This is a genomic window from Mesorhizobium sp. M0904 (assembly GCF_040319475.1).
Classification (GTDB): domain Bacteria; phylum Pseudomonadota; class Alphaproteobacteria; order Rhizobiales; family Rhizobiaceae; genus Mesorhizobium.
In genome coordinates, this window is record NZ_JAMYOC010000013.1 from 48,982 (window position 1) to 74,812 (window position 25,831).

At 62.5% G+C, this 25,831-nt stretch carries 26 protein-coding genes and 1 riboswitch; of the genes, 10 read left to right on the forward strand and 16 right to left on the reverse strand.

Annotated elements, in window-relative coordinates; all coding sequences use genetic code 11:
• Positions 1 to 765 precede the first annotated feature (765 nt).
• From queC to NKH80_RS15505, 10 genes are all read left to right on the forward strand, one after another.
• Positions 766 to 1,464: a 7-cyano-7-deazaguanine synthase QueC gene (queC, locus tag NKH80_RS15460; protein WP_352992274.1), complete on the forward strand. Its 699-nt coding sequence runs from the start codon at positions 766 to 768 to the stop codon at positions 1,462 to 1,464.
• Complete coding sequence (queD, locus tag NKH80_RS15465; protein WP_352992276.1) at positions 1,464 to 1,820, forward strand: 6-carboxytetrahydropterin synthase QueD; 357 nt, start codon at positions 1,464 to 1,466, stop codon at positions 1,818 to 1,820. The genes queC and queD overlap by 1 nt, the downstream gene beginning before the upstream one ends.
• On the forward strand, positions 1,817 to 2,554 hold the full coding sequence (gene queE, locus NKH80_RS15470; RefSeq protein WP_352992278.1) for a 7-carboxy-7-deazaguanine synthase QueE: 738 nt from the start codon (positions 1,817 to 1,819) through the stop codon (positions 2,552 to 2,554). Before queD ends, queE begins: the two co-directional genes overlap by 4 nt.
• Positions 2,555 to 2,831: 277 nt before the next feature.
• A riboswitch (TPP riboswitch) is annotated at positions 2,832 to 2,948 on the forward strand.
• Positions 2,949 to 3,050: 102 nt separating this feature from the next.
• Complete coding sequence (gene thiC, locus NKH80_RS15475; RefSeq protein ID WP_352992280.1) at positions 3,051 to 4,886, forward strand: phosphomethylpyrimidine synthase ThiC; 1,836 nt, start codon at positions 3,051 to 3,053, stop codon at positions 4,884 to 4,886.
• Entirely contained in the window at positions 4,883 to 5,884 is a 1,002-nt protein-coding gene (gene thiO, locus NKH80_RS15480; protein WP_352992282.1) for a glycine oxidase ThiO, read from the forward strand. Before thiC ends, thiO begins: the two co-directional genes overlap by 4 nt.
• Positions 5,853 to 6,050, forward strand: coding sequence for a sulfur carrier protein ThiS (thiS, locus tag NKH80_RS15485; protein WP_352992284.1), 198 nt, complete (start codon positions 5,853 to 5,855; stop codon positions 6,048 to 6,050). The genes thiO and thiS overlap by 32 nt, the downstream gene beginning before the upstream one ends.
• Positions 6,051 to 6,052: 2 nt before the next feature.
• The gene (locus NKH80_RS15490) at positions 6,053 to 6,826 is read left to right on the forward strand and encodes a thiazole synthase (protein WP_352992286.1); all 774 of its coding nucleotides are present in this window, start codon (positions 6,053 to 6,055) and stop codon (positions 6,824 to 6,826) included.
• Entirely contained in the window at positions 6,823 to 7,428 is a 606-nt protein-coding gene (locus NKH80_RS15495; RefSeq protein WP_352992288.1) for a thiamine phosphate synthase, read from the forward strand. The genes NKH80_RS15490 and NKH80_RS15495 overlap by 4 nt, the downstream gene beginning before the upstream one ends.
• The gene (locus NKH80_RS15500; protein WP_352992290.1) at positions 7,419 to 8,183 is read left to right on the forward strand and encodes a hydroxymethylpyrimidine/phosphomethylpyrimidine kinase; all 765 of its coding nucleotides are present in this window, start codon (positions 7,419 to 7,421) and stop codon (positions 8,181 to 8,183) included. Before NKH80_RS15495 ends, NKH80_RS15500 begins: the two co-directional genes overlap by 10 nt.
• Positions 8,184 to 8,250: 67 nt before the next feature.
• Positions 8,251 to 8,475 (forward strand): hypothetical protein, encoded by a 225-nt coding sequence (locus NKH80_RS15505; RefSeq protein ID WP_352992292.1) that lies wholly within the window; start codon positions 8,251 to 8,253, stop codon positions 8,473 to 8,475.
• A gap of 75 nt (positions 8,476 to 8,550) precedes the next feature.
• Here NKH80_RS15505 and NKH80_RS15510 read toward each other — a convergent pair whose 3' ends face one another.
• The 16 genes from NKH80_RS15510 to NKH80_RS15585 form a co-directional block, all read right to left on the reverse strand.
• The gene (locus NKH80_RS15510; protein ID WP_352992294.1) at positions 8,551 to 9,780 is read right to left on the reverse strand and encodes an acyl-CoA dehydrogenase family protein; all 1,230 of its coding nucleotides are present in this window, start codon (positions 9,778 to 9,780) and stop codon (positions 8,551 to 8,553) included.
• Between the two features lie 46 nt (positions 9,781 to 9,826).
• The gene (locus tag NKH80_RS15515) at positions 9,827 to 10,597 is read right to left on the reverse strand and encodes an ABC transporter ATP-binding protein (RefSeq protein ID WP_352992296.1); all 771 of its coding nucleotides are present in this window, start codon (positions 10,595 to 10,597) and stop codon (positions 9,827 to 9,829) included.
• A 28-nt stretch (positions 10,598 to 10,625) separates the two neighbouring features.
• Positions 10,626 to 11,966, reverse strand: a complete 1,341-nt coding sequence (locus tag NKH80_RS15520) for an ABC transporter substrate-binding protein (RefSeq protein ID WP_352992298.1) — start codon at positions 11,964 to 11,966, stop codon at positions 10,626 to 10,628.
• A gap of 94 nt (positions 11,967 to 12,060) precedes the next feature.
• Positions 12,061 to 13,119 (reverse strand): branched-chain amino acid ABC transporter permease, encoded by a 1,059-nt coding sequence (locus NKH80_RS15525; protein ID WP_352992300.1) that lies wholly within the window; start codon positions 13,117 to 13,119, stop codon positions 12,061 to 12,063.
• A gap of 2 nt (positions 13,120 to 13,121) precedes the next feature.
• Complete coding sequence (locus NKH80_RS15530; protein WP_352992302.1) at positions 13,122 to 14,003, reverse strand: branched-chain amino acid ABC transporter permease; 882 nt, start codon at positions 14,001 to 14,003, stop codon at positions 13,122 to 13,124.
• A gap of 7 nt (positions 14,004 to 14,010) precedes the next feature.
• Positions 14,011 to 14,778: an ABC transporter ATP-binding protein gene (locus tag NKH80_RS15535; RefSeq protein WP_352992304.1), complete on the reverse strand. Its 768-nt coding sequence runs from the start codon at positions 14,776 to 14,778 to the stop codon at positions 14,011 to 14,013.
• Between the two features lie 16 nt (positions 14,779 to 14,794).
• Positions 14,795 to 16,195 carry an LLM class flavin-dependent oxidoreductase gene (locus NKH80_RS15540; RefSeq protein WP_352992306.1) on the reverse strand — a complete coding sequence of 467 codons (1,401 nt, stop codon included), beginning with the start codon at positions 16,193 to 16,195 and terminating at the stop codon, positions 14,795 to 14,797.
• 140 nt (positions 16,196 to 16,335) lie between these two features.
• Complete coding sequence (locus tag NKH80_RS15545; RefSeq protein ID WP_352992307.1) at positions 16,336 to 16,842, reverse strand: flavin reductase family protein; 507 nt, start codon at positions 16,840 to 16,842, stop codon at positions 16,336 to 16,338.
• Between the two features lie 27 nt (positions 16,843 to 16,869).
• Complete coding sequence (locus NKH80_RS15550) at positions 16,870 to 18,300, reverse strand: FAD/NAD(P)-binding protein (RefSeq protein ID WP_352992309.1); 1,431 nt, start codon at positions 18,298 to 18,300, stop codon at positions 16,870 to 16,872.
• A complete protein-coding gene (ssuD, locus tag NKH80_RS15555) occupies positions 18,297 to 19,472 on the reverse strand; it encodes an FMNH2-dependent alkanesulfonate monooxygenase (protein WP_352992311.1) in 1,176 nt (391 codons plus the stop codon). The genes NKH80_RS15550 and ssuD overlap by 4 nt, the downstream gene beginning before the upstream one ends.
• A gap of 32 nt (positions 19,473 to 19,504) precedes the next feature.
• Positions 19,505 to 20,752 (reverse strand): SfnB family sulfur acquisition oxidoreductase, encoded by a 1,248-nt coding sequence (locus NKH80_RS15560; RefSeq protein WP_352992313.1) that lies wholly within the window; start codon positions 20,750 to 20,752, stop codon positions 19,505 to 19,507.
• Complete coding sequence (locus NKH80_RS15565) at positions 20,749 to 21,540, reverse strand: ABC transporter ATP-binding protein (RefSeq protein ID WP_352992315.1); 792 nt, start codon at positions 21,538 to 21,540, stop codon at positions 20,749 to 20,751. The genes NKH80_RS15560 and NKH80_RS15565 overlap by 4 nt, the downstream gene beginning before the upstream one ends.
• 64 nt (positions 21,541 to 21,604) lie before the next feature.
• Complete coding sequence (locus tag NKH80_RS15570; protein ID WP_352992317.1) at positions 21,605 to 22,936, reverse strand: ABC transporter substrate-binding protein; 1,332 nt, start codon at positions 22,934 to 22,936, stop codon at positions 21,605 to 21,607.
• Positions 22,937 to 22,986: 50 nt separating this feature from the next.
• Positions 22,987 to 24,024 (reverse strand): branched-chain amino acid ABC transporter permease, encoded by a 1,038-nt coding sequence (locus NKH80_RS15575; protein WP_352992319.1) that lies wholly within the window; start codon positions 24,022 to 24,024, stop codon positions 22,987 to 22,989.
• 3 nt (positions 24,025 to 24,027) lie between these two features.
• Positions 24,028 to 24,924 (reverse strand): branched-chain amino acid ABC transporter permease, encoded by an 897-nt coding sequence (locus NKH80_RS15580; RefSeq protein WP_352531515.1) that lies wholly within the window; start codon positions 24,922 to 24,924, stop codon positions 24,028 to 24,030.
• Positions 24,924 to 25,826 (reverse strand): ABC transporter ATP-binding protein, encoded by a 903-nt coding sequence (locus NKH80_RS15585; RefSeq protein WP_352992321.1) that lies wholly within the window; start codon positions 25,824 to 25,826, stop codon positions 24,924 to 24,926. The genes NKH80_RS15580 and NKH80_RS15585 overlap by 1 nt, the downstream gene beginning before the upstream one ends.
• Positions 25,827 to 25,831: the final 5 nt, after the last annotated feature.

The window sequence follows — 25,831 nt, forward strand, 5'->3', positions numbered from 1 at the left end:
CGAAAGACCGTGTCGGCACCTCGCCGACGGTCGAGGAAGCGTGGGATCCGGAGGCATCGCACCCATCGGCTGCACTCAGATGGACCGGTAGAAGGAAGCGGCGGGCAGGAACATGTGCCTTTGCGACGAGGGGACGATGGAAGCGGCGCCTACCATGGGTGCTGCGCCAAAGCCGGCGTGGGCGGTAGGGCCGACTGCGTTAGGATTGAAAGCTGCCCTTTGTCGAGCCGTCAGATGACGGGCTGCGCATGGAGGATTCCGGCCCAACAACATTGTAGTTCGGATCGCACCCATACTGACAATCCACGCCGAGTTATTCCGCCACAAATCCCCAATTGACCTCCGGATAAACTCTACGCGTCGGATCACGGCGGCCGGGACAGCGAAGCAGAACTGAAAGCAAGCCCAGTCGGGTGTGATCGAGGTGACCGTCAGCGCCTGCAAGCGGCCCTTGGCCAGCGCCGATGGCTACCTAACCCGGGCGTTTCTTTCGCCTCTCATCGCAGCTTCAAGGTCCGCGGCCAGAGGGCGCCGCGCTATCGACGGTTGACGGCGACACAGTCAACACCAGCTGCTTCTGCCTGTTGGCCACCCAATCGCGCATAAAGGACAACTTGCGCAGTATTCCCTTTGGGCGCCAAGAGCGGCAGAATCGTTGCGTTTAAATTGCACCTTACGCATTCACAAAACCGCCCCCTTGGAGTACTGGGAGCGCAGAGAAATCTCCGGTCGCAGCCTTACCCGGTCAAAACAAGGACTCAAACCATGAATGCCCTCGTCATCTGCTCCGGCGGATTGGACTCTGTTTCGCTCGCTCACAAGGTGGCGACCGAGCAGAAACTCATTGGCCTGCTATCGTTCGATTACGGCCAGAGGCACAAAAAGGAACTCGGCTTTGCCTCTATCTGCGCCAAACGGCTGGGTGTTCCGCACCAGATCGTCGATATCCGCGATGTCGGCGGGAACCTAGGCGGCTCGGCGCTGACTGATAGTGTGGACGTGCCCGACGGGCACTATGCCGAAGACTCCATGAGGATCACGGTGGTGCCGAACAGGAACGCCATCATGCTGGCTATCGCCTTCGGGGTTGCCGCCGCGCGGAAGGCCGATGCGGTGGCCACTGCCGTCCATGGCGGAGATCATTTCATCTATCCCGATTGCCGGCCCGCTTTTATCGACGCCTTTCAGGCGATGCAGAACCATGCACTCGCAGGCTACGCCGATATCGGCCTTTATGCTCCCTATGTGAATATGTCGAAGGCTGACATCGTCAGCGAGGGGGCAAAGTACGCCACGCCGTTCGAGGCGACTTGGTCCTGCTACAAGGGCGGCGCACGTCATTGCGGTCGCTGCGGGACATGCGTCGAACGGCGCGAAGCATTCGATCTGGCCGGCATTGCCGACCCGACAGATTATGAGGACGCGGACTTCTGGCTCCACGCTATCCAGACAAGGAGCGCGTGATGTTCCGCATTACCAAAGAGTTCCACTTCTCGGCCTCGCATCAGCTCACCTCCTTGCCACCAGATCATCAGTGCGCGCGTCTACACGGCCACAACTACATCGTCGTAGTGGAGCTTTCAGGTGGCGAACTGGACGAACATGGCTTTGTGCGCGACTACCAAGACCTGGCGGCGCTCAAGCACTACATCGACGGGACGTTCGACCATCGCCATCTTAACGACGTCCTGGGGCATGACCGTGTCACGGCGGAATGTCTGGCCAGGCACTTCCACGACTGGTGCAAGGTGCGGCTACCACAAACCTCCGCCGTGCGGGTGAGCGAGACGCCGAAAACCTGGGCGGAATACCGGCCATGACGTGCGCAATGCATCCCGGAATTCGCGTCAGCGAGATTTTTGGGCCGACCATTCAGGGCGAAGGCATGCTGATCGGCTTGCCGACGGTGTTCGTAAGAACGGGCGGGTGCGATTATCGCTGTTCCTGGTGCGACAGCCTGTATGCGGTGGACAGTCGCTTCCGCCATGATTGGGAGATGATGTCTGCCGACGCGGTGTGGCAAAAGGTCATTGCGCTTTCCGGCGGCCAGCCCGTGATGGTGTCGCTGTCGGGCGGCAATCCGGCCATCCAGCCGCTTGGCCAGCTGATCAACCGCGGGCATGGTGAGGGCTACCGCTTTGCATTGGAAACCCAAGGATCGGTGTCCAAGCAATGGTTCGCGGATCTCGACGTGCTTGTGCTCAGCCCCAAGCCGCCCTCAAGCGGAATGACGACGGATTGGGCCGCATTCGACGCCTGCATCGAGGCGGCGCAGGATAAGCCGCAGATGGCGCTCAAGCTCGTCGTCTTCGACGATGACGACTATGCCTATGCCAAGGACGCTGCGGCGCGCTATCCGCAATTGCCCGTCTATCTCCAGCCCGGCAATCACACGCCGCCGCGTCCCGGTAACGAAGACGCGTTGATCGACATGGCCGGTGTGATGAAACGCATGGAATGGCTGGTCGAAAAGGTGACCCGCGACAGGTGGTTCGAGGCGCGTGTACTGCCGCAGCTTCATGTTCTGCTGTGGGGAAACAAACGGGGCGTCTAGCCCACGCGGAAGGATTGCCGATGACGAGCAAGACAGACATCTAAAGCAAACTCACCCAATCGGGCGATAGCAACGTCGGTTCGGCAAGCCCGAAAATGCCGTGCTGGAAAAGGTTCCGAATCCGCATGGGCTGGCCTTATTGTGGGCGCTTCAGCGCTCCTCTGGGGCGTGACTTGCTCTCGATACGTGCGCGCGCTTCCGCTGGGTTTGAGTGGTCGCCGATCGCCGCCATGGGCCAAATGCGCTTGACAAAATAGCGTCGGCTTGTTCAACGTAAGTCATTCACCAGGGGAGTCCCGGCAAGGGGCTGAGATACTGCTGGCTTTCGCGGCGCAGTGACCCGTTGAACCTGATCCAGTTCATACTGGCGTAGGGACGGTGCAAGCGCTTTGCGGGAGTTTACGCCCGAGGTCCTGTTTCGGCAGGTCGACAGAAGCGTCTTTTCATCTTCCGGCACAGAACTGGGTCTCCAATGCACGAGCAAAGGAGCCTTAAGATGAATGCCCTCACCCCCGCCGTGTCGACGGGACCGCTGCCTGCCTCACGCAAAATCCACAAATCCGGTACCATCCACCCGCAGCTCAGGGTGCCGATGCGCGAAATCTCCGTCCATCCGACGGCCGGCGAACCGCCCGTCACCGTCTACGATCCGTCCGGCCCCTATACAGACCCGACTGTCGAAACCAGCATCGAAAATGGCCTTGCACGGCTTCGCCACGAATGGATTACGGCGCGGGGCGATGTCGAAGTCTATGACGGCCGCCATATCCGGCCGGAAGACAATGGATTTGCGGTGGGCGAACGCCTGACACCGGAATTTCCCATCCGCCACCGACCGCTCAGAGCCAAAGCAGGCAAGGCGGTGACGCAGCTTGCCTATGCACGCGCCGGCATCATCACACCCGAAATGGAGTTCGTCGCCATTCGCGAGAACCTTGGTCGCGAGATCCTGCACGGCAAGCTTGAGCGCGACGGCGAGGCTTTCGGCGCGACGCTGCCCGATTTCGTCACGCCCGAATTCGTCCGCGACGAGGTGGCGCGCGGACGGGCGATCATTCCCGCCAACATCAACCATCCCGAAAGCGAGCCGATGATCATCGGCCGCAATTTCCTGGTGAAGATCAACGCCAATATCGGCAACTCCGCTGTCACCTCCTCGATGGCCGAAGAGGTCGAAAAGATGGTCTGGGCGATCCGCTGGGGCGCCGATACGGTGATGGACCTGTCGACCGGCCGCAATATCCACAACATCCGCGACTGGATCGTCCGCAATGCGCCGGTGCCGATCGGCACGGTGCCGCTCTACCAGGCGCTCGAGAAGGTTGGCGGCATTGCCGAGGATCTGACCTGGGAGGTGTACCGCGACACGCTGATCGAACAGGCCGAACAGGGCATTGACTATTTCACCATCCACGCCGGCGTGCGGCTGCCTTACATCCCGCTGACCGTCGACCGGGTCACTGGCATCGTCTCGCGCGGCGGCTCGATCATGGCCAAATGGTGCCTGCACCATCACCGGGAAAGCTTCCTTTACGAGCATTTCGCCGAAATCTGCGACATCTGCCGCGCCTATGATGTGTCCTTCTCGCTCGGTGACGGCCTTCGTCCCGGCTCGATCGCCGATGCCAACGACGCCGCGCAATTCGCCGAGCTGGAAACGCTCGGCGAGCTGACCAAGATCGCCTGGGCGAAAGATTGCCAGGTGATGATCGAGGGGCCCGGCCACGTGCCGATGCACAAGATCAAGCAGAACATGGACAAGCAGCTCGCGGTCTGCGGCGAAGCGCCGTTCTATACGCTTGGACCGCTCACCACCGACATCGCGCCGGGCTACGATCACATCACCTCCGGCATCGGTGCGGCGATGATCGGCTGGTTCGGCACCGCCATGCTCTGCTACGTCACGCCGAAGGAACATCTCGGCCTTCCCGATCGCAACGACGTCAAGACCGGCGTGATCACCTACAAGATCGCGGCGCATGCCGCCGACCTGGCGAAGGGTCACCCGGCGGCGAAGATCCGCGACGACGCGCTGTCGCGGGCCAGATTCGAGTTCCGCTGGGAGGACCAGTTCAACCTGTCGCTCGATCCCGAAACAGCGCGGTCCTTCCACGACCAGACCTTGCCCAAGGAGGCGCACAAGCTGGCGCATTTCTGCTCGATGTGCGGACCGAAATTCTGCTCGATGCGAATTTCCCACGACATCCGCGCCGAAGCGCAGAAGGAGGGCATGGCGGCGATGGCGGCGAAATACCGCGAGGGCGGCGATCTCTACCTGCCGGCGGACGAGACCGGCGCACCGCTCATACCTCAGCCAGGTGAGCCATCATGAAGGTGCTGGTCAAAGGGGCCGGCGTTGCCGGCCTCACCGCCGCCTTCGAGCTCGCCGCACGCGGCGCGGCGGTTTCCGTTGCCGAGACAAGGCCTGGCCTTGGGGGCAATGCGTCGTGGTTCGCCGGCGGCATGTTGGCGCCATGGTGCGAGCGCGAAAGCGCCGAGCAGCCGGTGCTGGATCTCGGGCGCGGTGCCGCCGACTGGTGGGATGCCGCAACGCCCGGCCAGGTGACGCGGGCCGGAACGCTGGTCGTGGCCGCGCCGCGCGATGCTGGCGAGCTCGACCGGTTCGCCAGCCGCACGTCGGGCCATCGGCACGTCGAGGAAGATGAAATTGCCTTGCTGGAGCCCGACCTCGCCGGCCGCTTCCGCCGTGGATTGCTCTTCCCCGATGAGGCCCATCTCGACCCGCGCCAGGCTATGGCGGAACTTCATGACAAGCTGGCGGCGATGGGCGTCGAATTCCGCTTCGATGCCGATGCCCGGCATGTTTGCGGTTTCGATGGTCAGCTCGACTGCACCGGAATGGCAGCAGCCGATAATAGGCTGCGCGGCGTTCGCGGCGAGATGCTGATCCTGCGCACGCCTGATATCTCGCTGTCGCGCCCGGTCAGGCTGCTGCATCCGCGCTTTCCACTCTATGCAGTGCCGCGCACCGACCACCGTTTCATGATCGGCGCGACGATGATTGAAAGCCAGTCCGCCGGACCAGTCACGGCTCGCTCCATGATGGAGCTGCTGGGTGCTGCCTATGTCGTCCATCCGGCCTTTGGCGAGGCAGAGATTGTTGAAACCGGTGTCGGCGTCCGCCCAGCCTTTCTCGACAATTTGCCGCGCGTCGAAACGAACGGTGAGATCATCGCGATCAACGGGCTCTATCGTCACGGTTTTCTCCTCGCCCCCGCCATGGCGCGCCAGGCTGCCGACCTGGTTTTCAGTCAAGACAGAAGCAAGGAGCTTGCTCATGAAACTGATGGTCAACGGCGAAGCGCATGAGGTTGCCGCCACCACGCTGGCCGAGCTGCTTGCCGCGCTTGACTATGAGGGCGATTGGCTCGCGACCGCCGTCAACAACGACCTCGTGCACAAAGCCAGCCGGGCGGAATTCCAATTGAACGACGGCGACCGGATCGAAATCCTCTCGCCCATGCAGGGAGGCTAGCCATGTTCGATCTTCTCGGGACGACGCTTCCCTCCCGCCTGCTTCTCGGCACGGCTCAATATCCTTCGCCGGCTATCCTTTCCGATGCGGTCCAGGCATCGGGCACGTCGGTGGTGACCGTGTCCCTGCGGCGTGAAATGGCCGGCGGCAGGGACGGCGAAAAATTCTGGTCGTTGATCCGCTCGCTCGGCGTCAGAATCCTGCCCAACACTGCTGGCTGCCACTCCGTCAAGGAAGCGGTCACGACTGCGAAAATGGCGCGCGAAGTCTTCGGTACGAGCTGGGTCAAGCTCGAAGTGATCGGCAACCACGACACCCTGCAGCCGGATGTGTTCGGTCTGGTCGAAGCCGCCCGCATCCTGTGCGAGGACGGTTTTGCTGTATTCCCCTATACTACCGACGACCTTGTCGTTGCCGAGCGGCTGCTTGCGGCGGGCTGCAAGGTCTTGATGCCGTGGTGCGCGCCGATCGGTTCCGCTCTCGGACCGATCAACATCACGGCGCTGCGCTCGATGCGCGGACATTTCCCAGGCGTTCCGCTGATCGTGGATGCGGGGCTCGGACGGCCGTCGCACGCGGCAACCGTCATGGAGCTCGGCTTTGACGCCGTACTCCTGAACACCGCGGTCGCCAAGGCGGCCGATCCGGTCGGCATGGCGCGTGCGTTCGGCAAGGCGGTCGAGGCCGGTCGTGAAGCTTTCAACTCGGGAATGCTCGAACCGCGCGACGTCGCCGTGCCGTCGACGCCGACAATTGGCAGGGCAGTTTTTTCATGAAGCTCGACCCCTTCTACCTGATCGTCGACAGCGCCGCCTGGATCGAACGGCTGGTGCCGCTTGGCGTCAAGCTGGTTCAGTTGCGCATCAAGGATAGGGACGAGGCCACGTTGCGGACGGAAATCCGCCGCGCGAACGGCGTCTGCGCGGTCCATGGTTGCCAACTGATCGTCAACGACCATTGGCGCACGGCAATCGAGGAAGGCTGCGACTTCGTCCATCTCGGCCAAGAGGATTTGGCTGCGGCCGACCTGCTGGCGATTAAGTACGCCGGATTGAAGCTCGGGCTCAGCACGCACGATCATCTCGAACTGGAAACGGCTATCGCTGCCGAGCCCGACTATATCGCGCTCGGCCCCATCTATCCCACCATCCTGAAGCAGATGAAATGGGCGCCGCAAGGGCTCGAACGGATCAGCGAGTGGAAGCGCCGGGTCGCACCGATCCCATTGGTCGCAATAGGCGGCCTCAACCCCGACCGGCTCGACGGTGTCTTCGAGGCTGGTGCGGACAGCGCGGCGGTGGTCACCGACATCACGTTGAATGCCGATCCCGAAGCGCGCACGCGAGAATGGATCGAAAAGACAGACCGATGGCGCTGAGGCGAGAACCGCATGTGCTTGTCGTCGGTGGGTCGGACTCCAGCGGGGGTGCCGGAATTGCGCGCGACATCGAGACGATCTCTTCTATTGGCGTGCGCACCTGCCTTGCTGTCACCGCGCTAACGGTGCAGACTCACGAAGCCGTCACGGAAATCCATCATATGCAAGCCAGCCTGGTGGCGGATCAGATGTGCGCTGCGCTGCAGGCCAACCAGGTGGCGGCCATCAAGATCGGCATGCTCGCAACGGCCGAGATCGTCGTTGCCGTCGCGGCTGTGCTGCGCGAAAATCCGCAGGTTCCGGCAGTACTCGACCCCGTGCTGGCCTCGACGTCAGGCCGGGCGCTGCTGGAAGCAGGCGCCATCGCGGCCATGAAACGCGATCTACTCCCGCTTTGCCGCCTCGTCACACCCAATCTCATCGAACTGTCGATTCTAGCTGCGAAGCAAGCGACCGACGAGGACGGCGCAATCAGGCAAGGCAAGGAATTGCTGGCAGCCGGCGCGAAGGCCCTGCTGATCAAGGGCGGCCACGCGGCGGAACCCCGATCGACCGATATTCTGTTGTGCTCCGATCAAGAACCAATCCGCTTCGAGACACCCCGCCTTGCCGTATCGATGCGTGGGACGGGCTGCATGCTGGCCAGTGCGATTGCGGCGCATCTGGCGAATGCGAGCTCACTCGAAGACAGCGTGCGCAAAGGCAAGCTGTTTGTGTTCGAGAAGCTTCAAAAGAAATTTAGCCGGAGACATTGACGTTGCCTCAGCCAATCTTAATCGCGACCGCCCAACAATATCCAGCGCTCTGTCCGCGCATAGTTAGATGTCCGCCGTCCTTCTGCAAAGGCTCGAGAATGGCGATATCAATCCTGTCGCGCGGCATTTTTCGCGCTGCACCACCAAGGACCCACGGCGTTCAATGGTCGATGAGCGCTACGCACTTGATTTTACAGGGAAAATCGCCACAAAAAACATTTTAAGGCTTCGCCAACCATTGGGATCAATCGTGCGATTTTTGCACCTTGCGGCGTTCGACTGCGCGCCTTAGCCGTCTCGAAGAGTACCGTCATTGCTCCTCGTGCACCGGCGCCGGCCGGGGGTGCTACTACAATGACGTCCTAGCCTACAGCGGGCTGCGCCCGATCCGCCATTGATAGGGTGGTGGCGTGCCGTTCACTGCGTAGTCCCCGACGATGCGATCCTTGTAGATGCGCGGGTTATGGGACGACAGGGTACGGGCATTGCGCCAATGGCGATCGAGGCCGATCGGCTTCCTGGTCGAGGATGCACCCAACGCATCGAAGATAATCGTCGATGCCTCAAGAACCAGGTTTGTGACAACCGTCACCGCCTGCGATGTCTCGAGTTCGGCGATAGCGTTGGCCTTTTCCTCCGCGTCGGCGTTGCCGGCGAAGTGTGCCTGGTAAGCGCGTTCGATGGCCTGCGCGACCTGCAAAACGATGGCGCCAGCCGCATAGGCGTTGCTGCGAATGCGGCCGACGACCTGAAGCACCTGCGGATCCTGGCTTGAGCGCGGGCCAGCGGCATTGGAGTATGAACGCTTGCGCACGGCAACGGCGGCAGCAGTCTCGTTGGCAATCGCCCGGCCGATACCGGCAAGGGTGGCAAGATGCACCAGCTGGTAGAAGGCGGCGCCATAGCGGAACTTGTCATCGTCGACTACGACATCCTCGGGGTCGACGGTGGCATCGGTAAAGATCGTGGTGCCGCTGGCCGTGAGCGTCTGGCCAAAACCATCCCAGTCGTCGATGACATCGACGCCCGGATCGTCGCGACGCACCTGCAAGACGATGCCTTCGCCGTCAAGCCCCGTCGCGCCGACATCGATCCAGTCGGCAAACAGCGAGCCGGTGGTGTAGTATTTGGTGCCGTTGAGCACCAGCCGGTCGCCCTTCTTCGAGATGCGGGTCGAGAAGACGTCCTGTTTGGCATCGCCGATCTCGGTCCAGGCATTGCCGGCGATCTCGCCGTGGGCAATGCGCTCGGTCCAGCGTTTGCGGCTCTCGCCGGCCGTCTTGTTGACGACATCCTCGACAAACCCAAAATGACCGCGCAGCGCCTGGGTGATATTGGAATCGGCCTCCGACAGTTCGATCAGGATGTTGGCCAATTCAGGCAGCGTCGCGCCAAGACCACCTTCGGCTTCGGGTATGCGCAGCGCGCCCAGACCCGCCTGCTTCAATTTCGCGATCTCCGCCACTGGCAATTCGCGGCCAAGCTCCCGCTCAACCGCGCCGGCGGCAGTCTGTGCAAATATCGGCCGGAACCGTTCGGCCAGCGTCTCATAGCGAGCGCTGGGGCCTGCACCCCAGGCCGTGTCGATCTGTGTCATTTTCATTGTCCTGGAATTAGCCTTCCACCCGGGCCGGGCGAGGCGGTCAGTGTCGTTTGGCAACATTGGCACCGCCCAGATAAAAGTCCTGGACATCCTCACGGGCTCGCAATTCCTCTGCCGTTCCCGACAGAACGACGCGACCGTTTTCGAGGATGTAGCCGAAGTCAGCATAGCGAAGCGCGAGATTGGCGTTCTGCTCGGCAAGCAGGAAGCTGACGCCCTGCTCACGGTTGAGGATGTGGATGATCTCGAAGATCTCCTGCACGATGATCGGCGCGAGACCCATCGAGGGCTCGTCCAGCAGCACAAGGCTCGGCTTGGTCATCAACGCGCGGCCGATGGCCAACATCTGCTGTTCACCTCCGGAGGTCAGGCCGGCCTTGACCTTGCGCTTCTCCTTGAGACGCGGAAACCATGTGTAGATCCGTTCGACGTCGCCGTGCAGGTCTGCCCGGCTCGGCTTGCGGACGAAGCCGCCGGAGAGGATATTTTCTTCGACCGTCAATTGCGCAAAGCAATGGCGGCCTTCCAGCACCTGCACGACACCTTTGGCGACGAGCCGAGAAGCGGAAAGGCCGCTGACCGGCTCGCCCTGCCAGAGGATGCTGCCGCGGCTGACCTTGCCGCGCTCTGGTCCAAGCAGATTGGAAACCGCCTTCAGCGTGGTGGTTTTGCCCGCGCCATTGGCGCCGAGCAAGGCAACGACCTTGCCCTGCTCTACCTTTAGCGACACGTCGCGGACAGCGAGGATCGCCTGACCATAGAGCGCTTCCATATTCTGGACCTCAAGGAAGCCTTTTGCTGCAATGGTCATAGGTCGATCCTGTCCGTGCGGGTTGGTGTCAGTTCGTTGCAACGCGGGGCTCGATGCCCTTTTCCTTGGCGTAGGCGGCTGCCTTTGCCTTGATGAGGTCGGCAAACAGCGAGGCGTCGGCCTTTATCCAGTCGGTCCAGGTGTCCCAGGAGTGACCGTTCCACTGGATGATCTTGGCAGCGATGGTTTCGCCCTTGTGGTTGTCGATGGAGGTTTTCAGCGGGCTAATGAGGCCTTCCGCGCCAAGCTCGGCGATCCGCTTCTGATCGATGTCGAGGTTTTCGAGCGCCCACTGGCCTTCGGCGGCGGTCAATGGCCTGTTGCCGAACTTCTTGTGGCCGGTGCGCAGCGCCTCGACGAAGGTGATGGCTTCGATCACGCCATAATTGTAGTAGACCGTGCCGAACTTCGAATTGTCCTTCAGGTCGGACTTGCCCTTGTCGAGGATATTGTCCTTCAGCGTCTTCAAGATGCCGTAGTTGGTGCCCGGCGGGAAAACCGAGACTGCGAGGTAACCGTTGGCGGCGGCACCCGCCGGGCGGGCGTCGTCTTCCGAACCGCTCCAGATATCACCGATGATCCGATCGGCGGGGAAGCCGACGCGGGCCGCGGTCTTGATCGCCACCGGCGTCATCACGCCCCAGCCGCGCAGAAAGACCCAGTCGGCGTTTGCACGGCGGATTTGCTGCCACTGTGTCTGCTGCTGTTCGCCGGGATGCGGGACGGGGATCTGGATATCCTCGAAGCCATATTTCTTGGCGAGGATGCCGAGCGGCTCGATCGTATCGCGGCCATAGCCGCTATCGTGATAGAGCGTCGCGATCTTCAGCCCCTTGAGCTTGTCATAGCCACCCGCCTGCTGGGCGATGTAATCGACGATGATCTGGGCTTCGCTCCAATAGTCGAATACCAACGGATACTGGTAGGGAAAGACGCGACCGTCGGTGGCGATGTTCTGGCCACCGCCAGGGCTGACGATCGGGATCTTGTCGATGCGAGCCTTGTCTGTGAGGGCGACGTCGAGGCCGCTCGAATGCGGATAAATTGCCGCCGTCAGCGCGCCGTTGTAGCCATTCTTGTAGCGCTCGTAGCATTCGATGCCGCGCTCGATCGTGTAGGCCGTCTCGCATTCCTGGACCAGGATCTTGACGCCATCGACGCCGCCCTCGACCTCATTGATGTAGCGGAGATAATCGATGTTGCCGGCACCGAACGGAATGAACGATGGGGCATAGGGTCCGGTGCGGTAGGTAAACAGCGGATAGAGCTGTTGGCCCGTGCCGTCTTCGGCGAAGGACGCGCTGCTCATCAGCGTGACGGCCATCGCGGCAGCGGCCGCCAGCGACATGGTCTTGGTTAGCAATGACATGGTGCAACCCTTGTTTGATTGGTTTGAGAAAGTGACGACTGATGCTTGGGAGGAGGCGAAAGACCCGGCGCCGAGGTGTTTCGTCTGTCTGAGTTCAGTTGGATGATCGTGCTCGCGAGCGAAGGGCTTCCACGCCGCGCCTTCCGAGGCTTGACAATCCATCCGGTTCCTTGATCAGCAGCACGATGATGATCGTGCCGAAGATGATGTGCTGCAGGTTTGCCAGCGCGCCCTGATCACCGAGAAATGACAAATCAATGATCAGCGACAGCCGGTCGAGCAGGATCGGCGTCAGCACGATAAAGGCGGCGCCGAGAAAGTTGCCGAAGATGGTTGCCACACCACCAATGATGACGATGAACAGGATCTGGAACGATTTATCGAGATTGAACGCATGCGCATCCGAGGTGCCGAGATATCCGAACGCCCAGAGCGCGCCGGCGACACCAAGGAAAAATGAACTTATGCCGAAGGACAGCAGTTTGCGGCGCGCAACCCGGATGCCGATGACCGAAGCAGCAACATCCATGTCGCGGATCGCCATCCATTCGCGGCCGACTCGGCTTTTGACGATTGCGAAGGCCAGAGCGATGAGCAGCGCCGTGGTTGCAATGACCAGATAGTAGCGGCCGGTGGCCGTCTGCAGATCGTAGTCGAGGATCTGCAGTCGAGGCGCCGAGATGGTCAGCGACTGGCTGTCATTCGAAAACCAACTGAAATTGGTGAACAGCCATTCGAACAAGAACTGTGCACCGAGGGTCGATGCGCCGAGATAGAAGCCCTTGATGCGCAGCGACGGCAAGCCGAAGATGACGCCGGCAATCGCCGCGATCAGACCGGCAATGATCAGAACCGCCGGCAGCGGCAAGAATGGCGCGCGCAGCAGCAGATTGTAGGTCGAGAAGGCACCTATCGACATGAAGGCAGCCGAACCGATCGACACAAGCCCGGTATAACCCATCAGCAGGTTCAGGCCGATCCCGGCAAGCCCCATGATCACCGTCGGGATGATGATCGAGCTCAGCCAGTAGTCGTCGGCAATGGTCGGCACCGTAAAGGCGACAATCAGGCCAGCGACGACGGCAAGGGTGCCAACCCCGAATGCAGGCTGGCGGAGCGGCTTGGACGGAGCAGATTCCTGCAGCGTGGTCATGATCACACCCTTTCGATTTCGCGATCGCCGAACAGACCGGCCGGGCGTATCAGCAGGAAGCCGACAGCGAGGATGTAGGCAAACCAGGTGGAAACACTGCCATTGACCAGCGGGCCGACGTAGATGTCGGCCAACGCCTCGGTCGCGCCGACAAGCAGGCCACCGGCGATCGCGCCTGGGATGGAGGAGAAGCCGCCGATGATCAGCACCGGCAGCGCTTTGAGCGTCACCAGCGACAACGAATACTGCACGCCCTGGCGCGATCCCCAGACAAGGCCGGCAACCAGGGCCACGATGCCGGCGACGCTCCAGACGATGCGCCAGATGACAGGCAGGCGGATGCCGATCGACTGCGCCGCAAGCGTGTCGCAAGCCACCGCCCGAAGCGAGATGCCCATGCGCGTCTTGTTGAAAGCGATGGCCAGCGTGGCGACCAGCGTCAGTGCAATCAACGAGGCAATGATATCGAACTGGCTGACGTAGATGCTGCCGACCGGTACGGCGACATCGGGGATGCCGAGATCGAGCATGTGAACATCCATGCCCATCAGCAGTTGGGCAAGGCCCTCGATGACATAGCTCAATCCCAAAGTGGCCACGAACAGGGTCAACGGATCACGGTTTCGCAACGGCCGCAGCACCAGCCACTCGATCAGCATCGCCATCACCACCATGACAAGGGATGTGACGATGAAGGCCAGGGCGAAGGGCATGCCTTTCTCGGTCAGGGTGACGAAGGTCAGCGCCGAGAAAAGCAGCATCGCCCCTTGCGCGAAATTGAAGACTCCCGATGCCTTGTAGATGAGCACGAAGCCAATCGCGACGAGTGAGTACATCACTCCGGCAAACAGACCGCTGACCAATGTTTCAAAGAAATAGGACATGAGTTCCTCAGTGAACTGTGCCGAGATAGGCGGCTATCACGTCGGGGTTCTTGCGCACCTCGTCGGGTGCCCCGTCCGCGAGCTTGCGGCCGTAGTCGAGCACCACCACATGGCTGACGAGATTGAGCACGATGCCGACATCGTGTTCGATCAGCACCACGGTGGAGCCGAAGACGCGATTGACCTCGCGGATCACGCGGCTCATCTCCTCCTTCTCCTCCTGGTTCATGCCGGCCATCGGTTCGTCGAGCAGCAGCAGCTTGGGGCCTGAGACCAGTGCGCGGGCGAGATCAACGCGTTTCTGCAGTCCGTAAGGAAGTGTCGAAACTATGCTGTCCGCGTGACGGTCGAGCCCGAGGAAAGCCATGGTGCGCTCGGCACGGGCAAGGAAGCCGTGGCGCTCGGCGCTGTCCCTGCCCAGCCGGAAGATGTTTTCGAAAAAGCTGGCGGTGCCATGACGAGAAAGACCGGCCAGCACGTTTTCGCGCACCGATAGGCGCCGAAACAACGCATTGTGCTGGAAGGTCCGGCCGATGCCGAGATGGGCTGCCTTCTGCGGATGGATCGCCTCGAAGCGCAAACCGTCGAAGACAATGTCGCCGGCGTCGGCGCGATAGACGCCATTGATGACATTGAGAAGCGAGCTCTTGCCGGCGCCATTCGGCCCGATCAAGGCACAGATTTCACCCTTGGCGACGCTGAAGCTCAGTTCATTCAGGGCACGTACGCCCTTGAAGGACAGCGACACGTCGTGGAGTTCCAGCAAGCCTCTCATCACGCATTCACGTATTTCAGGCCGCCGAAGCACGGTCGACTTCGCGACGCTTGACGGCCTCGATGTTACGGTAGCCGTCGGCGGGATGCGTCGCAGGAAGATAGGGTCCGTCGCCGAACAGCTTCTCACGCAATGTGCCGGGCTTGTAGGCCGTGGGATAGACGCCGCGCTTCTGCAATTCCGGTACGAGCAAGTCGACGGCGGCCTCGAAGCTTTCGGGCGTCACCGCATAAGCAAGGTTGAAGCCGTCGACACCGGTTTCATCAACCCATTCCTGCAGGATGTCGGCGATGGTGCCGGGCGAGCCGACGAAGACCGGCCCGACGCCGCCGATGCCGCCCCATTTCGCCAATTCCTCGACGGTCCAGGCCTTGTCCTTGCCGGCGAAATGCTCGACCATCGAAACGATGGCATTGGTCTCGACCTTCTTGAGCGCGTCGGTCGGCGCATACTGGCCGAAGTCGATGCCGCTCCAGCCGGACATGAACACCAGCGAGCCGTCATAGGACGTATAGCTCTGATACTCCTCGAAACGCTTCCGGGCCTTTTCATCCGTTTCATCGATGATCAGTGTGGTGAGGTTGTAGATCAGAACTTTCTTCGGATCGCGGCCGGCCGCAGCGGCCTTTTGGCGGATTTCGGAAACATAGGCCTTGAGCAGTGATTTGGTCGGCGCGCCGACGAAGACGCACTCGGCATGGGCAGCGGCGAAGGCCTTGCCGGGACCGGAGGCGCCCGCCTGATAGAGAACCGGGGTGCGCTGCGGCGACGGCTCCGACAGATGGTAGCCAGGCACGTCGAAGAATTTGCCCTTGTGGCCGATTTCATGAACCTTGCTTGGGTCGGCGAAGATGCCTCGGACCGGATCACGCTGTACCGCACCCTCTTCCCAACTGCCTTCGAACAGCTTGTAGAGCACCTCGACATACTCGGCGGCGACCTCATATCGGTTGTCATGGCTTTTCAAGCCGCCCTGGCCGACATTCTTGGCGCCACTTTCCAGATATGAAGTGACTATGTTCCAGCCGACACGACCTTTGGTGTGGTGGTCGGCGGTCGAAAGGCGGCGGGCGAATGTGTAAGGGTGTTCGAACGAGGTCGAGGCGGTAATGCCGATGCCGAGATGTTCGGTGGCAAGCGCGATCGGCGCGGCGAGCTGCAAGGGATCATTGACCGGAATTTGCGCCGCTTGCTCGATCGCGTGGTAGTTCGAGCCCTTGTAGACATCGTAATAGCCGATGACGTCGGCGATGAATATGCCGTCGAAAATACCGCGCTCGAGCGTCCGGGCTAGGTCCTGCCAGTAGTCCAGATCCTTGTATTTCCACGACTGGTCGCGCGGATGCTTCCACAGGCCCGGGGATTGGTGGCCAACGCAATTCATGTCGAAAGCGTTGAAGCGAATACGACGACCCATCCCTCACTCCTTTGATAGACTGCGGGGACACTACCGACAAGGCGAGGGCCGATTAAGATATCAGATGTTTTCTATAGATTTGATGGAGAATTATTATTCTGTCCTTGGGTCGGATCGTGGTACCCATAAGCGGCGCGGACTCACGACGATCCATATGTGCCGTGATGGTAGATCAGCGCTGGCCCGGGTTCGCCGCTCACCACATGCCTGACGCTGCCGAGGATCAGCGCGTGGCTGTGACGAACAATCGTGTCCTGGACTGTGCAGTCGACGGCGGCAAGCGCGCCGTCGAGTGCTAGTGCACCAGTTGCAAGACTGGACCAGCCAGCGCCATCATAGCGCGCAGACCCCTTCAGGCCGCCGCGCCCGGCGAAGCGGTCGGCAATCCCAATTTGGTCGGCACGCAGCACATTTACGCAGAAATGCCGGTACCGGCTGATTGCTGCCCATGTCGACGAACTCAGGTTGATGCTGACGACCATCACCTCCGGTTCGACCGATAAGGAATGGGCGGTGGTAACGGTTGCGCCGGTGCGCTCGTCGCCGATACCTGCGGTGACCACGGACACGGCTCCGGCCAGGTGTCGCATCGCTACTTTGAGCGGGATGGGGGTTTCATCCAGCAGAATGCGTTCGGTCAGTGTCATCTGGACAGCCTCATCGTGTTTGCAGCGTCACGACGCCTTGCGACGCAACGCGGTTTGGTATCCCAACCATTGGTGAATTTCGGCGGCGATCCTCTCGGCATGGGCGGTGACTTCGGGGATGCCCATCAGCTCGCCGACGCTGCCGCGCGCCAGTGGTCCACTGACGAAAATATTGTCGGTCGGATTGCCTGACGCGCTGACCGCGCGGCCCTGCCTGTCGGTCTCCAGACCGAGACCGGTCGGGTCAAGATGGACCAAGCCCAGATGTCCAAGGGTGGCAATCGCCGTGTTGGTGCGAAGAATATCGGCGTGCGCCGGCCCAGTCGTCACGATCACGCTGTGGAACGCTTCGACGATGAGGTTATGTTGGCGCCGTGGCCGCTGCGTGACGCGAATACGCCCATCGGCTTCTTCGGCCTTGACAATCGACGCGGCGCGATAAGCGAGCGTGCCCTCGGCAAGGCGGCGATCCAGCACGGCCGCGACCTGTGGCGCGATGCGGAAGCGATGCACGTCCCAGAGCGCGCGAAGATGGCGCACCACGCGGCGCTGCTCGGCCAGCGGCAAGGTCTGCCAGATGAACTGCCCCTGACGCCGGACAGCGTCGAGGACGGGATACCAGCCTTCACCTTGTTGCGTTGCTGCTGCGATCGTAGCCCGGATCTGCCTGAGCAGCACCGTGGCGCTGCGCGAAGGCAGGGTCGTGAAATCGCCGACCGGGTCGCCCTGCATCGCTGCCTGCACATGCGAGCGATAGCCATGGCGCGACAGTGCCGTGATGCGGCCGCGATGTCCCCTGCGGTCGAGAGTGGCGATGACGTCCGCCGAGGTCAGCCCGGTGCCGACGATGAGAACATGGTCATCGCGGCCGATCGCCTGCAGTCGTTCGAGATCGTAGGGATTGGCCACCAACCCGGCGACGGCGGCCACACTGCGCAGCGGCGCCGGCACTGCCGGCAATGGATGCGTAGCGGCGATCACCACAGCCTCGGCGGCAAGCGTTGCGCCATCGGACAGGACGAGCCGGTAGCCCTCGCCATTGCGCTCGACCGAAGCAACTTCGGCCCTGACATGGCGGATCGCTTTGCTCTGCAGGAAGGGCTGCAGGTGGGATTCGACATAGCGGCCGAAGACCCGACGCTGCGGGTAGATCGCGCCGCTGGCGACGACCGCCTCCATGTCGTCCAGAATGGCGCCGGTCTGCTCCAGCCAGTCGGAAAAATGGCCGGCCTCAGCGGAGATCAGCGTCATCCTGGACGCCCGCACGTTGATGCGGTGCGAAGGATCGGCCGTGGAATAGGCCAATCCGTGGCCGAGCGCCTCGCGCGGTTCGACGACAACGATATCGGCCGTGCCGGTCGGCAAAAGCCGCGCCAGGTGAAAGGCGGTTGCGGCGCCGGAAAAGCCGCCACCGATAATGGCAACCGCCGGTTTGCTGACCATGTCGGAAGCGCTCAAGACTGGCTCGCGCGCAGCGCCGATGGTCGGTGATCGCCGGCCACGGTCTCGCCGAACGGTCCCATGTTCACAGTCGTCGGCCGGGTCGAGATTTCATGATCCAGCGGCAACAGCGGCAGCACCAGTTCGCCGAAGCGATAGGCTTCCTCCAGATGCGGATAGCCGGACAGGATGAACGTATCGATGCCAATGCGCCGGTATTCGTCGATCCGCTCCGCCACGGTTGCCCCATCGCCAACCAGCGAGGTGCCGGCGCCACCGCGCACCAGGCCAACGCCGGCCCACAGGTTCGGGCTGATTTCGAGCTTGTCACGGCTGCCGCCATGCAAGCGGCTCATGCGCGACTGGCCGACCGAATCCATGCGCGCGAAAACCTTCTGCGCCTCGGCGATCGTCTTGTCGTCGAGCCGGCTGATCAGCCGGTCGGCATCGGCCCAAGCCTCGTCATTGGTTTCGCGGACGATGACATGCAACCGGATGCCGAAGCTCACTTCGCGGCCGGCTTTTTCGGCAAGGTCGCGCACGTGACTAATCTTGGCGGCGACGTCCGCCGGCGGCTCGCCCCAGGTCAGATATTTGTCGATCTGCTCGGCGGCGACCGCATTCGCCGCTTCCGACGAGCCGCCGAAATAGAGCGGCGGGTGCGGCGTCTGCACCGGCGGGAACAGCAGCCGGCCGTCCGCGATGCGGAAATGTTTGCCCTCGAAGGCGACAGTTTCGCCACTGAGTACCGCCTTGTAGATGTCGAGGAATTCCCGTGTTACCTCATAGCGCTCGTCATGGCTGAGGAAGATGCCGTCGCCCTTGTTCTCGACCGGGTCGCCGCCGGTGACGACATTGATGAGCAGGCGTCCGCCGGAAATGCGGTCGAGCGTCGAGGTCATCCGCGCCGCGAGCGTCGGCGACTGCAGCCCGGGACGGACGGCAACAAGAAAGCGCAACCGCTGCGTCAGCGGCGCCAGCGCCGACGCCACCACCCAGCTGTCCTCGCAACTGCGCCCGGTCGGCAGCAACGCGCCGTAGTAGCCGATGGCGTCGGCCGCCTTGGCGACCTGGGTGAGGTAGGGCAAGTCGACCGCCCTGCCCCCCTTGGAGGTGCCGAGATAGCGGCTGTCGCCATGGGTCGGGAGAAACCACAGGACCTTGATCCTGTCGGGGATGGCAATGCTCATGAATAGTCCTCTATGACTTGACGGCGTCTCGCTCAGCTCCAGGCATGGAACGGCGGATTGACGTCGTTCAGGTAGTAATTGCCGAGGATCGCGTATTTCCAGCGCACCGGATCGTGCAGCGTGTGGGTGCGGGCGTTGCGCCAATGCCGGTCGAGATTGTGCTCGGCCAATGTCGAGCGCGTGCCCGCGAGTTCGAAAAGTCTGTTGGTGGCGTTGATGGCGATCTCGGTGGTGAGGATCTTGGATTCCGCCACAGCGATCTGCGCTTCCGCGACGGTCTTCTCGTTGGGGTCGAGCACAGCGCGATCGACCGCAAGGCCGGCCTTGTCCAGAACCGCCTCGGCCGCGTTGGCCCGCAGGCGGAGGTCGCCGACCGCCTGGATCGTATAGGGATCCTGCCAGGCATGATCGACGCCGCTGTCGATCCACGCACGCGACTTAGTGCGCACGAAGTTGACGGTTTCGTCTATCGCCGCTTTGGCGATACCGAGATCGACCGCGGCCTGGATGATCTGGAAGATGGCGCCGTCGGCCGTCGGCCTGTCGTAGCCCTTGTAGCCGGGGACGAGATGCGTCTTCGGCACCTTGACATTGTCGAGCAGAACGGTGCCGGACAGTGTCGTCTTCTGGCCGAAGCTCGACCAGTCGTCGATGACAGTCAGTCCGGGCGCACCGCGGTCGGCGATGGCATACCAGGCGCGGCCTTCGTCATCGAGCGCCACGATCGGCACCAGATGGGCGAGCAGCGCGCCGCTCGAATAGAATTTCTGGCCATTGACCACGACGTGGTCGCCAGCGTCGACGAATTTGGTCTCGAAGTCGGCCGCCCGCTTGGAGCCGAACTCGGAGAATGCGTTGCCGAACCGCGTGCCGGACAGAACTTCGGCGAAGAGCAACTTCTTCTGGGCCTCGTCAGAGACGGTGCGGATGGCGGCGACGACGCCGAAATGGTTCTGCGGAATCTGGCCGAGCGACGGATCGGCCGCCGAGATGACGGTGATCACCTTCGACAGCGTCACATAGGAGAGTTCCGGTCCGCCATAGGCCTTCGGCACGTTGATCGACCACAGGCCGCTCTGCGAAAACGCATCGAGCTCTTCCTTCGGCCAGATGCGCTCGCGGTCCCGCCTGGAGGCGTCCCTGGCGAAGTCTGCGGCCAGTTTTTCCGCCACAGCGATCGCCTCGGCGTCGGTCTTGATGACATGCGCTCTGGCCGACGGACGCTCGACCGGGGGGACGGCGCTGCGGATATCGGACGGCTGCTTCGATTGGATGGTCATGCTGCTGTCTCCTGGGGAAAGTGTTGCAATGGGAGCGGCGCGCCGCCGAGATAGTAGGTCTTGATGTCGTCGCGCTGGCGCAGGTCGGCAGCCGATCCTTCCAGCACGCTTTTTCCGTTTTCGAGCACTGTGGCGCGGTCGGCATATTTCAGCGCAACCGCCGAATTCTGTTCGGCGACAAGGATCGACAGGCCTTCGTCGCGGTTGAGCCGCTTCAAGGCGCTGAAGATCTCATCGACGATCAGCGGCGCGAGCCCCATCGACGGCTCGTCCAGCACGAAGAGTTTCGGCCGCGACATCAGGCCCCGGCCGATAGCCGTCATCTGCTGCTCGCCGCCGGAGGTGAGGCCGGACCGAGTTCGCCTCTTCTCGGCGAGCCTGGGGAAAAGCGCATAGACGCGGTCGAGGTCGGCCTTGACGCCGGTGCGGGAGGACGAACGCCCGAGCGCGCCGGTCAGAAGGTTCTCCTCGACCGTTAGCGAGCGGAAACAGTGCCGTCCCTCGAGAACCTGGACCAGGCCACGGCGAACGAGGTGCGAGGGGCTTGCCCTCGAGACATCCTCGCCATCGAAGGTGATCCGGCCGGCGGTAACAGTGCCGCGTTCGGCCGGGAGGAGATTGGATACGGCGCGCAACAGCGTCGTCTTGCCGGCGCCGTTGGACCCAAGCAAGGCGACAATCTCACCTTTGCCGACTGATAGATCGACGCCGTGGAGCGCGGCGATGGCGCCGTTGTAGACGGCCTCCACGCGGGTGACCGACAGGATCGGGGTTTCCGGGCTGGACATTGTTGACTCCGCTGGGAGGATGGATGGCGCGGCCGGCCAGATTGTCGGCCGCGCCATGCCGAACTCAGTTGCTGACCACCGCTTCGGCATCCTCGGCCGTGCGGATCTTGATGCCCTTTTCCTTGGCATAGGTCTTGGACGACTTCTCGATGATCGGGCGCAGCAGCTTCCAGTCGGGCGCGATCCAGTCGGAGACGACGTTCCACTTCTTGCCGTCCCACTGCTGGAAGGTCACGTAGCCGTCACCTTCGTGATTGTCCCAGGAGACGTTGATCGAGTGGAACAGGTCCTTGGCGCCCAGCGCCTCGACACGGGCCGGGTCAAGCTTGAGATGCTCGAAGCCCCAGCGCACTTCGTCGCCAGTGAGCGTGCGGTTGCCGAACTTGGCCTGTGCGATGCGGACCGCCTCGACATTGAGGATGCCGTTGACGATGCCGAGATTGTGGTAGACCGAGCCGATGCGGCTCTTGTCCTCGAGATTGCCCTTGCCGGCGCCGTAGACTGTTTTGACGATCTCCTGGACAACCGGATACTGCTCGCCAGACGCCTGGGTGGTGATGGCCGTATAGCCCTTGGCGGCGTCGCCGGCCGGGATGACGTCCTCCTCGGAGTTGGACCAGACATTGCCGACGATGTGATCGGCCGGGAAGCCGGTCTTCTGGGCAGTCTTCAGGGCGACGGGGTTCATCACGCCCCAGCCGCGCAGCACGACATAGTCGGGATGCTCGCGCCGGATCGTCAGCCACTGCGCCTGCTGTTCGTTGCCGGGATGCGGCACCTCGATCTGCGACAGCTCGAAGCCGTATTTCTGCGACAGCAATTCATAGATCGGGATCGTCTCCTTGCCGTAGGGCGAGCCGTGATAGAGCACCACGATCTTCTTGCCCTTGAGCTTGTCCAGGCCGCCTTCCTTGGAGGCGATGTAGTTCACGATGCCGGAGGTCTCGCTGTAGGGATTGAGCAGCAGCGGGAAGACATAAGGGAACACGCGCCCGTCGGTCGTGTCAGTGCGGCCGTGGTTGATGGTGATCAGTGGCACCTTGTCGTCGGTGATACGGTCGATCATGGCGTATGCGATGCCGACCGAAAGCGGGTTCCAGGCAGCGATGCCGGGATTGCTCTTCAACCGCTCATAGACCTCGACGCCCTTCTCGACCTCATACTGCGTCTCGCCTTCGCTCCAGGTCAGCTTGACGCCGTTGACGCCGCCGTCGCGGATGTTGATCAGGTCGAGATAGTCGATGAAGCCACCGAAGAAGCCGGTGCCGCCGGCGGCATAGGGGCCGACGCGGTAGCTCTGCAGAGGAAAATACTGTTCGTCGGCGTGAACCGCCGTCGCGCCGAGGACGAAGGCCGTGGCGATCGCCGCTTTTCGTAGGTGACTGAAGAGGGTCATGGGTTGCGTCTCCTGAGGTTTGTGGTCCGTGAGAGGATGTCGAGCGACGCTCAGCTGGACCTTGAGCCGATCCGTCGTTTCAGGCGGTCGAAGAGGGCCGCCAGCCCGTTCGGTTCCGCGATGAGGAAGATGATGATGAGCGCGCCGAGGACGATGCGCTGGCTCATGTCGAGCACACCCGAATCGAACAGGCCACCGAACACGAAGGCGCCGAGCCGGGACAGAAAGAGCGGGAGGACGACGATGAACGCCGCCCCCAGCAACGCGCCGCGTATCGAGGCCAGCCCACCGATGATGATGATGAACAGGATCTGGAACGAGCGGTCTAGATTGAAGCCGGCCGGCTCGACAGTGCGCAGATAGGTGAAGGCCCACAGCACGCCGGCGACGCCGATGATGAAGGACGAGATGGCGAACGCCAGCAGCTTGGTCTTCAGCACAGGGACGCCGATCACCCGCGCGGCGGTTTCGTTGTCGCGCACGGCGATGAAATTGCGGCCGGTCGCGCTGTTGACCAGGCGCCAGACCAGCGCCGTGAGCACGATGACCGTGGTGACCGAGAGCAGGTATCGGCCTGTCGCGCCGTCGAGCGACAGCCCGGCGACGGCAAGGTGCGGCGCCGAGATCACTCCGGATGGGTTGTCGTTGGAGAACCAGCCGAACTTGGTCAGCGCCCACTGCACGAAGAACTGGGCGGCGAGCGTCGAGACGGCGAGATAGAAGCCGCGCAGGCGCAGGCTCGGCAATCCGAACACGACGCCGATGCCGGCGGCCGAAATCCCGGCCAGGATCGTGGTTGCAGCCAGCGGCAGTCCTTCGACCCGAAGGTTGAAATTGTAGGCGGCGAAAGCGCCGACCGCCATGAAGGCGGAGGAGCCCAGCGAAAGCTGGCCGCAATAGCCGGTCAAAAGGTTGAGGCCGACCGCCGCCAGGCTGAGCGCCAGGAACGGCAACAGGATCGCCTCGACGAGATAGCTCGACGCATAGGCGGGGATCAGGCCGTAAGCGACGGCAATCAGGGCGGCCGGCAGAGCTAACTTCTGCCAGTCGATTGGACGCCTTGCGGCATCGAGCGCTTGGACGGCCATCGGTCAGACCCTTTCGACAGTCTTCTGGCCAAACAGGCCGGAGGGGCGCACCAGCAGGACGACCAGCGCCAGCGCATAGGCGAACCAGCCTTCGATGCCGCCACCGACAAAGGGTCCGAGGTAGACCTCGGCGAGCTTCTCGCTGGCGCCGATGATGAGGCCGCCGACGATGGCGCCGAGGATAGAATCGAAGCCGCCAAGCACCAGCACCGGCAGCGCCTTCAGCACGATCAGCGACAGCGAGAACTGGACGCCGAGGCGCGCGCCCCACAAAAGCCCCGCGACCAGCGCCACGAACCCCGCGGCCGTCCACACCGTTCCCCAGATCCGGGGCAGCCGCAGCCCGACGGCGAGCGCCGCGAACTGGTCGTCTGCGACGGCGCGAAACGCTAGGCCGATGCGGGTCCAATAGAAGAATGCGCTCAAGCCGGCGACCATCGCCGCGGCAATGCCTGCAGCAAGAAGATCGAACGACGAGATCAGGATGCCGCCGACCTCGAACGGCGTGTCGTCGATGCCGAGATCGAGCCCGTGCACCTGCGTGCCCCACACCAACTGGGCAGCGCCTTCGATGATGTAAGACAGGCCAAGCGTGGCCATGAACAGCGTCATCGGCGAGCGATTGACCAGCGGCCTCAGCACAGTTCGCTCGATGGTGAAGCCCAGCGCAACCATGGCCGCGAGGGTAATGAGCAGCGAAAGCGCAAACGGGATGCCGCGTTCGACAAGGCTGACAAAGGTGAGTGCGGCGAACAGCACCATCGACCCTTGCGCGAAGTTCAGCACGCCCGACGTCTTGTAGATCAGCACGAAACCGATGGCGACGAGCGAATACATGACGCCTGAGAGCAAGCCACCGACCAGCACCTCGATGACGAAGAGGAAATCATAGTAGCTCATCAGATGCCCTCGCCATCTTCGCCTTCGGCGGTGCCGATATAGGCCCGGATCACCGCCGGATTGGCCCTGACCTCGGCCGGTGTCCCGTCGGCGATCTTGCGGCCGTAGTCGAGCACGGCGACGCGGTCGGAGAGCCCCATGACCACGCCGATATCGTGTTCGATCAGGATGATGGTGACGTCGTGCCGGTCGCGCGCTGCGCGCACGAAACCGGCCATCTCGGCCTTCTCGGTCGCCGTCATGCCGGCCATCGGCTCGTCGAGCAGCAGGATCTTCGGCTCGGCGACGAGCGCGCGCGCCAGTTCGACCCGCTTCTGCAGGCCGTAGGGCAGCGTCGCGACCAGGCGATCGGCGACGGCCTCGAGATGCAGGAAGGTGATTGTCTGGTCGACCTTTTCAGCGATCGCGGCATCTTCGCGCCGGGCGCGCGGCAGACCGGCAATATGTTCGACGAAGCTGGCGCGCCGGGTGTGGACGCGGCCCGACGCGATGTTGTCGCGCACTGAAAGCCCACCGAACAGTGCCAAGTTCTGGAAGGTGCGCGCGACGCCGAGCCGTGCCAGACGGCTTGCCGACACCCGGGAAAAGGACTGGCCATCCATCGCGATCTTGCCCTGATCGGCGTGATAGAGGCCGCTGATGATATTGATCAGCGAGGATTTGCCGGCGCCATTGGGACCGATCACAGCGCGAATCTCGCGGCTTTTGACCTCGAGGTCGACATCCCGCAGTGCCGTGACGCCACCAAAGGAAATGCTGATCCCGCCCAGCGCCAGGATCGCATCAGCCTTTGCCGACAGGCGCGCCGGGCGCGTGTCCTCGACGGGACCAGCACCAGCAAGAATGCCGGAAATTTCGGGCGCGCGCTCGTATGCGGCGGCTCCCAGCGAAGCACCAATCATGAAAC

Bases quoted from the DNA above. Each gene is read 5' to 3' on its own strand.
- queC (WP_352992274.1), top strand. From the start codon at position 766: ATGAATGCCCTCGTCATCTGCTCCGGCGGATTGGACTCTGTTTCGCTC.
- queD (WP_352992276.1), top strand. From the start codon at position 1,464: ATGTTCCGCATTACCAAAGAGTTCCACTTCTCGGCCTCGCATCAGCTC.
- queE (WP_352992278.1), top strand. From the start codon at position 1,817: ATGACGTGCGCAATGCATCCCGGAATTCGCGTCAGCGAGATTTTTGGG.
- thiC (WP_352992280.1), top strand. From the start codon at position 3,051: ATGAATGCCCTCACCCCCGCCGTGTCGACGGGACCGCTGCCTGCCTCA.
- thiO (WP_352992282.1), top strand. From the start codon at position 4,883: ATGAAGGTGCTGGTCAAAGGGGCCGGCGTTGCCGGCCTCACCGCCGCC.
- thiS (WP_352992284.1), top strand. From the start codon at position 5,853: ATGAAACTGATGGTCAACGGCGAAGCGCATGAGGTTGCCGCCACCACG.
- NKH80_RS15490 (WP_352992286.1), top strand. From the start codon at position 6,053: ATGTTCGATCTTCTCGGGACGACGCTTCCCTCCCGCCTGCTTCTCGGC.
- NKH80_RS15495 (WP_352992288.1), top strand. From the start codon at position 6,823: ATGAAGCTCGACCCCTTCTACCTGATCGTCGACAGCGCCGCCTGGATC.
- NKH80_RS15500 (WP_352992290.1), top strand. From the start codon at position 7,419: ATGGCGCTGAGGCGAGAACCGCATGTGCTTGTCGTCGGTGGGTCGGAC.
- NKH80_RS15505 (WP_352992292.1), top strand. From the start codon at position 8,251: ATGTCCGCCGTCCTTCTGCAAAGGCTCGAGAATGGCGATATCAATCCT.
- NKH80_RS15510 (WP_352992294.1), bottom strand. From the start codon at position 9,780: ATGACACAGATCGACACGGCCTGGGGTGCAGGCCCCAGCGCTCGCTAT.
- NKH80_RS15515 (WP_352992296.1), bottom strand. From the start codon at position 10,597: ATGACCATTGCAGCAAAAGGCTTCCTTGAGGTCCAGAATATGGAAGCG.
- NKH80_RS15520 (WP_352992298.1), bottom strand. From the start codon at position 11,966: ATGTCATTGCTAACCAAGACCATGTCGCTGGCGGCCGCTGCCGCGATG.
- NKH80_RS15525 (WP_352992300.1), bottom strand. From the start codon at position 13,119: ATGACCACGCTGCAGGAATCTGCTCCGTCCAAGCCGCTCCGCCAGCCT.
- NKH80_RS15530 (WP_352992302.1), bottom strand. From the start codon at position 14,003: ATGTCCTATTTCTTTGAAACATTGGTCAGCGGTCTGTTTGCCGGAGTG.
- NKH80_RS15535 (WP_352992304.1), bottom strand. From the start codon at position 14,778: ATGAGAGGCTTGCTGGAACTCCACGACGTGTCGCTGTCCTTCAAGGGC.
- NKH80_RS15540 (WP_352992306.1), bottom strand. From the start codon at position 16,195: ATGGGTCGTCGTATTCGCTTCAACGCTTTCGACATGAATTGCGTTGGC.
- NKH80_RS15545 (WP_352992307.1), bottom strand. From the start codon at position 16,842: ATGACACTGACCGAACGCATTCTGCTGGATGAAACCCCCATCCCGCTC.
- ssuD (WP_352992311.1), bottom strand. From the start codon at position 19,472: ATGAGCATTGCCATCCCCGACAGGATCAAGGTCCTGTGGTTTCTCCCG.
- NKH80_RS15560 (WP_352992313.1), bottom strand. From the start codon at position 20,752: ATGACCATCCAATCGAAGCAGCCGTCCGATATCCGCAGCGCCGTCCCC.
- NKH80_RS15565 (WP_352992315.1), bottom strand. From the start codon at position 21,540: ATGTCCAGCCCGGAAACCCCGATCCTGTCGGTCACCCGCGTGGAGGCC.
- NKH80_RS15570 (WP_352992317.1), bottom strand. From the start codon at position 22,936: ATGACCCTCTTCAGTCACCTACGAAAAGCGGCGATCGCCACGGCCTTC.
- NKH80_RS15575 (WP_352992319.1), bottom strand. From the start codon at position 24,024: ATGGCCGTCCAAGCGCTCGATGCCGCAAGGCGTCCAATCGACTGGCAG.
- NKH80_RS15580 (WP_352531515.1), bottom strand. From the start codon at position 24,924: ATGAGCTACTATGATTTCCTCTTCGTCATCGAGGTGCTGGTCGGTGGC.
- NKH80_RS15585 (WP_352992321.1), bottom strand. From the start codon at position 25,826: ATGATTGGTGCTTCGCTGGGAGCCGCCGCATACGAGCGCGCGCCCGAA.